This is a genomic window from Robinsoniella sp. RHS (assembly GCF_001029355.1).
Lineage (GTDB): Bacteria > Bacillota > Clostridia > Lachnospirales > Lachnospiraceae > Robinsoniella > Robinsoniella peoriensis.
Window position 1 is genome coordinate 1 of sequence record NZ_JNGB01000242.1, and the last position, 3,957, is coordinate 3,957.

Annotated in this window: 7 protein-coding genes; all 7 read left to right on the forward strand. The window is 43.1% G+C overall.

The features are described from left to right. Window positions 1-408 (forward strand): MFS transporter (locus RHS_RS29205; protein WP_047835196.1); only part of this gene is annotated, 408 nt, incomplete at its 5' end. 705 nt (window positions 409-1,113) lie between these two features. Next, window positions 1,114-1,239: a hypothetical protein gene (locus RHS_RS32370; protein WP_274595931.1), complete on the forward strand. Its 126-nt coding sequence runs from the start codon at window positions 1,114-1,116 to the stop codon at window positions 1,237-1,239. After that, window positions 1,236-1,337 carry an N-acetylmuramoyl-L-alanine amidase gene (locus RHS_RS32375; protein WP_081820310.1) on the forward strand — a complete coding sequence of 34 codons (102 nt, stop codon included), beginning with the start codon at window positions 1,236-1,238 and terminating at the stop codon, window positions 1,335-1,337. The genes RHS_RS32370 and RHS_RS32375 overlap by 4 nt, the downstream gene beginning before the upstream one ends. Before the next feature lie 355 nt (window positions 1,338-1,692). Continuing rightward, window positions 1,693-2,739 carry an L-threonylcarbamoyladenylate synthase gene (locus tag RHS_RS29210; RefSeq protein WP_047835197.1) on the forward strand — a complete coding sequence of 349 codons (1,047 nt, stop codon included), beginning with the start codon at window positions 1,693-1,695 and terminating at the stop codon, window positions 2,737-2,739. A gap of 86 nt (window positions 2,740-2,825) precedes the next feature. After that, the gene (locus RHS_RS29215; RefSeq protein ID WP_242858562.1) at window positions 2,826-3,215 is read left to right on the forward strand and encodes a phosphotyrosine protein phosphatase; all 390 of its coding nucleotides are present in this window, start codon (window positions 2,826-2,828) and stop codon (window positions 3,213-3,215) included. Then, window positions 3,209-3,637, forward strand: a complete 429-nt coding sequence (gene rpiB, locus RHS_RS29220) for a ribose 5-phosphate isomerase B (RefSeq protein WP_027295164.1) — start codon at window positions 3,209-3,211, stop codon at window positions 3,635-3,637. Before RHS_RS29215 ends, rpiB begins: the two co-directional genes overlap by 7 nt. Before the next feature lie 105 nt (window positions 3,638-3,742). Next, window positions 3,743-3,957 (forward strand): uracil phosphoribosyltransferase (locus RHS_RS29225; RefSeq protein ID WP_047835198.1); only part of this gene is annotated, 215 nt, incomplete at its 3' end.

The following is a 3,957-nucleotide window of genomic DNA, read 5'->3' on the forward strand; positions in this document are numbered from 1 at the left end:
AGTGTATCTCTTTTGATTGTAATGTCCATCATAAAGGGGATTGGATTTGGCGCCTCAGCGGCTCCTATGTATGGCATGCTTCAAGACTCTATCACATATGGGGAATGGAAGAATGGTATTTCAGCAGTAGGAATGGGAAACGCGGCGGCCTCCTTCAGTCAGAAAATAGGCTCTGGGTTAGGTGCAGCTTTTTTGGGATGGATTCTGGCCGCAGGTAATTTTAATGCGGATCCGACATCCGCTTCTGCCCTTACTTCGATTGACTTTGCTTTTATATGGGTACCGGCTATTTGTACAGCGATTGCTATCACCTCGATGTTATTTTACAATCTGGACAGGAAGTATGATAAAATTTCTGCTGATTTAACCAGAGGAAAGCATAAGTATGACGATACTTCAGTTGGATGATTTGATGAATCAGGATTGAGAAAAAGGGGCTATCGGGAAATAAGATAGTCTAGAGAATAGGGTCATACGAGTGCGTATGACCCTATTACTTTGGTGCGCCCGGCGGCGCACGTTTCTAACCGGTGCAAGTCCGGAATCCGCCCGGTAGTGGGAAGGATATAGCCGAAGGCAAGGGTGTCCATCGCGAGGGAATCTGAAGGAAGCTGGATGTTGGGAACATACTAACCAACGGGCAAAACTCTGGTCTGACGAACAGAAATCGCATAAGAGGCTATACATGAGGGTAAGGCTGCCAAGCAAGTTGAAGCCCAATGACTACACGGAAGCATGTGTGGTAAATACGGCAGATGGATGGAGAGAAAGAAACGTGTGGTACCCGGGGAGGTCTGTACGATACGCCTAGAAAGAGGTAACCATCGTCGAAAGGCGGTGCTGAACGTACAGAAGTCAGCAGAGGCCATAGTAGCCGAGAGGTAAAGGGCCGAATCAGTAGGAGTCTTTAGTATGACCGAGAAAGGAGGAATGACTGTTGAAAGCAGAAAACAGGAATAAAACTGGCTGTTTGCAAAGAGACAGTGCGGAACACGAAGGGTATATTATGCAGTTAAACTACAGGGTGATTTACAAGGCAAAGTGGCAGCGCCTGTAATAACGGCTCAGAGCAAAATGGTTAAAGGCCATCCGGAGGTAGAGAAACGTAAAATCATGGATGGAGTATATGAGCAGTATTTAGATGGGGGAATAAGTAAAGATTCATTTTTAAAACAAAAGGCGTTGATGCAGGAGAAAAATAAAAATAGCGAGGAGAAAAAAGCAAGTGTGGGTTTTTGAGTAATCAGGCAGAGGCTGCTATACTGGTTACAGATGAATATCAGAAAAAAGTGGCACAGGCGGTGTGTGATGGAATAATAAAATGTTTAGAGGAATAAAATACGCAAGAGAAAAGACCCGATGAGAAAAGCTCGGATGACTAAAATGCTCTAAAAGAAAGCTTGGATGAATCAGATATACATTCATTAAGCCAGAAGGAATGAAATAAACTGTGATAATGCCTGGAGGGATATATTACCAAAAGGTCAGATTAATTTTTGGAGCTTCTGCTTTATGGTCAAAGGGCCGATAAAGCGGGAGTTTTTTCATTTTTTAATATGTTTGGCTAATATTTCAAAATGCCCCGGGCACATTTACGATTGCCCTTTTAAGTGACTGATGGTATAATATGGACGATAGTTATTTTTAAATTTAAGAAGAAATCTGAACAACTTCAGATTCAAGAGGCAGATTATGGATACAATCATAGAAGTGATGGATCAGCAATTGAATGACGAGGGCATCAGGAAAGCCGGGGAAATTTTAAAGAACGGCGGACTGGTAGCATTTCCAACAGAAACGGTTTACGGACTGGGGGCAAATGCTTTGGATGAAAGGGCGGCAGCCAAGATTTATGAAGCCAAAGGACGTCCTTCCGATAATCCGTTGATTGTACATATTGCAGAAATGGCAGATCTGTATGGCATAGCAGCAGAGGTTCCTGAAAAGGCAGTGGCGCTGGCAAAAGCATTCTGGCCGGGACCGCTTACTATGATCTTCAAAAAAAATGACAAAGTTCCTTATGGGACAACCGGAGGGTTAGATACAGTGGCGGTGCGCATGCCCCGTCATGAATTGGCATGCGCTCTGATCAGGGCAGGCGGCGGCTATATAGCGGCACCAAGTGCGAATACTTCAGGAAGGCCAAGTCCTACGAAGGCAGGCCATGTAAAAGAAGACCTTTCAGGGAAGATTGATATGATTATTGATGGCGGCAGTGTGGGGATCGGATTAGAGTCTACAATTGTGGATTTGAGTGAAGAAACACCTATGATATTAAGACCGGGATATATCAATCGGGAGATGCTGGAAGAAGTAATCGGACCGGTAAAGGTAGACCGGGCTTTATTAAAAGATGATCCTTCTATTCATCCAAAGGCACCGGGGATGAAGTATAAGCATTATGCACCTAAGGCTAATCTGGTTATTCTGGAAGGTGAGGAACAGAATGTCATTTCTAAAATCAATGAGTTGATTCAGCAGGAAATACAGTGTGGGGGAAGCCCGGGGGTTATCGCATCCGATGAAACAGCCGGGGCTTATACAGGCGGTATGGTAAAATCTATTGGAACCAGAAGTGATGAACTTTCTATTGCACAGAATCTGTACGGGATTTTGCGGGAATTTGATGAACTTGAGGTGACGCAGATTTTCTCAGAGGCCTTTGAGACACCAAAGATGGGACAGGCGATCATGAACCGTCTGATGAAAGCAGCAGGACATCAGATCATCAAAGTATAAGGAGCAAAAACGATATGAAGCATTATGATAAGCTTATATTTGTAAGTAATAGCGACACATGTCGAAGTCCTATGGCAGAAGCAATTATGAAGAGTAAATTTTTGCTGGAAGATCTACTGATCGAATCCAAGGGACTGATCGTGCTATTTCCTGAGCCGGTGAATCAGAAAGCGGAGGCAGTGCTTGTGAGCAACGGGCTGTCAATGAAAGATCATACGGCGACGCCGCTGGTCCAGGAGGATTTTGACAAGCGGACATTGATTCTGACTATGGATGAATGGGAAAAGAATAAAATCTTTGAAGAACATGAAAATGCTTATAATGTACATCTATTGACTGAATATGCAGGCTCTAAAGGGGACATTCCCAATCCGGTAGGTGGAAATCTGGTGGAGTATGGGGAATGCTTTGAATATTTAAAAGAATTGATATCAAAATTAGTAGTAGTGTTAAATGAGGAGGAATTGTTATGTTAGGAATAGGCTGTGACCATGGCGGATACACATTAAAACTGGAAATCATGGAACATTTGAAGAAACGTGGGATCGAATATAAGGATTTCGGCTGTGACAGTGAGGCGGCTGTGGATTATCCGATTTACGCAAGAGAAGTTGCGAATGCGGTTGTGAACGGTGAATGTGACAGGGGAATTCTGATCTGTGGAACAGGCATTGGTATTTCTATTGCAGCGAATAAGGTGAAAGGTATCCGTGCAGCACTTTGTTCGGACTGCTTTAGTGCAGAAGCGACAAGGCTTCATAATGATGCAAATATCCTGGCTTTTGGAGCCAGAGTGGTAGGACCGGGACTGGCACTTAAAATTGTAGATACTTTTCTGGATACACCATTTTCCGGAGATGAAAGACATAAGAACAGGATTTCTCTGATCGAAGAGTAATCTTATTCAAATGTAATCGCATTTTGCTGTATAAATCAGAAGATAAAAATAAAAAATAACAATAAGAGAAACGTACACAATTTATGTGCGTGAGGAGGTAGGGCGATGTCAAAGGTGACAGTTATGGATCATCCATTGATCCAGCACAAGATTGGAATTATTCGTAGGAAAGAAGTGGGATCAAAGGATTTCAGACAGATGATCAGTGAAATAGCAATGTTGATGTGCTATGAGGCAACCAGGGATTTAAAATTAGTAGATGTTGACATTGAAACCCCTATCTGTCCGATGACGGCGAAAGAACTTCAGGGAAAGAAATT

Excerpts from the sequence above, each read along its gene's own strand:
- RHS_RS32370 (WP_274595931.1), top strand. The coding sequence starts at position 1,114 with ATGGATGGAGTATATGAGCAGTATTTAGATGGGGGAATAAGTAAAGAT.
- RHS_RS29210 (WP_047835197.1), top strand. The coding sequence starts at position 1,693 with ATGGATACAATCATAGAAGTGATGGATCAGCAATTGAATGACGAGGGC.
- RHS_RS29215 (WP_242858562.1), top strand. The coding sequence starts at position 2,826 with ATGAAGAGTAAATTTTTGCTGGAAGATCTACTGATCGAATCCAAGGGA.
- rpiB (WP_027295164.1), top strand. The coding sequence starts at position 3,209 with ATGTTAGGAATAGGCTGTGACCATGGCGGATACACATTAAAACTGGAA.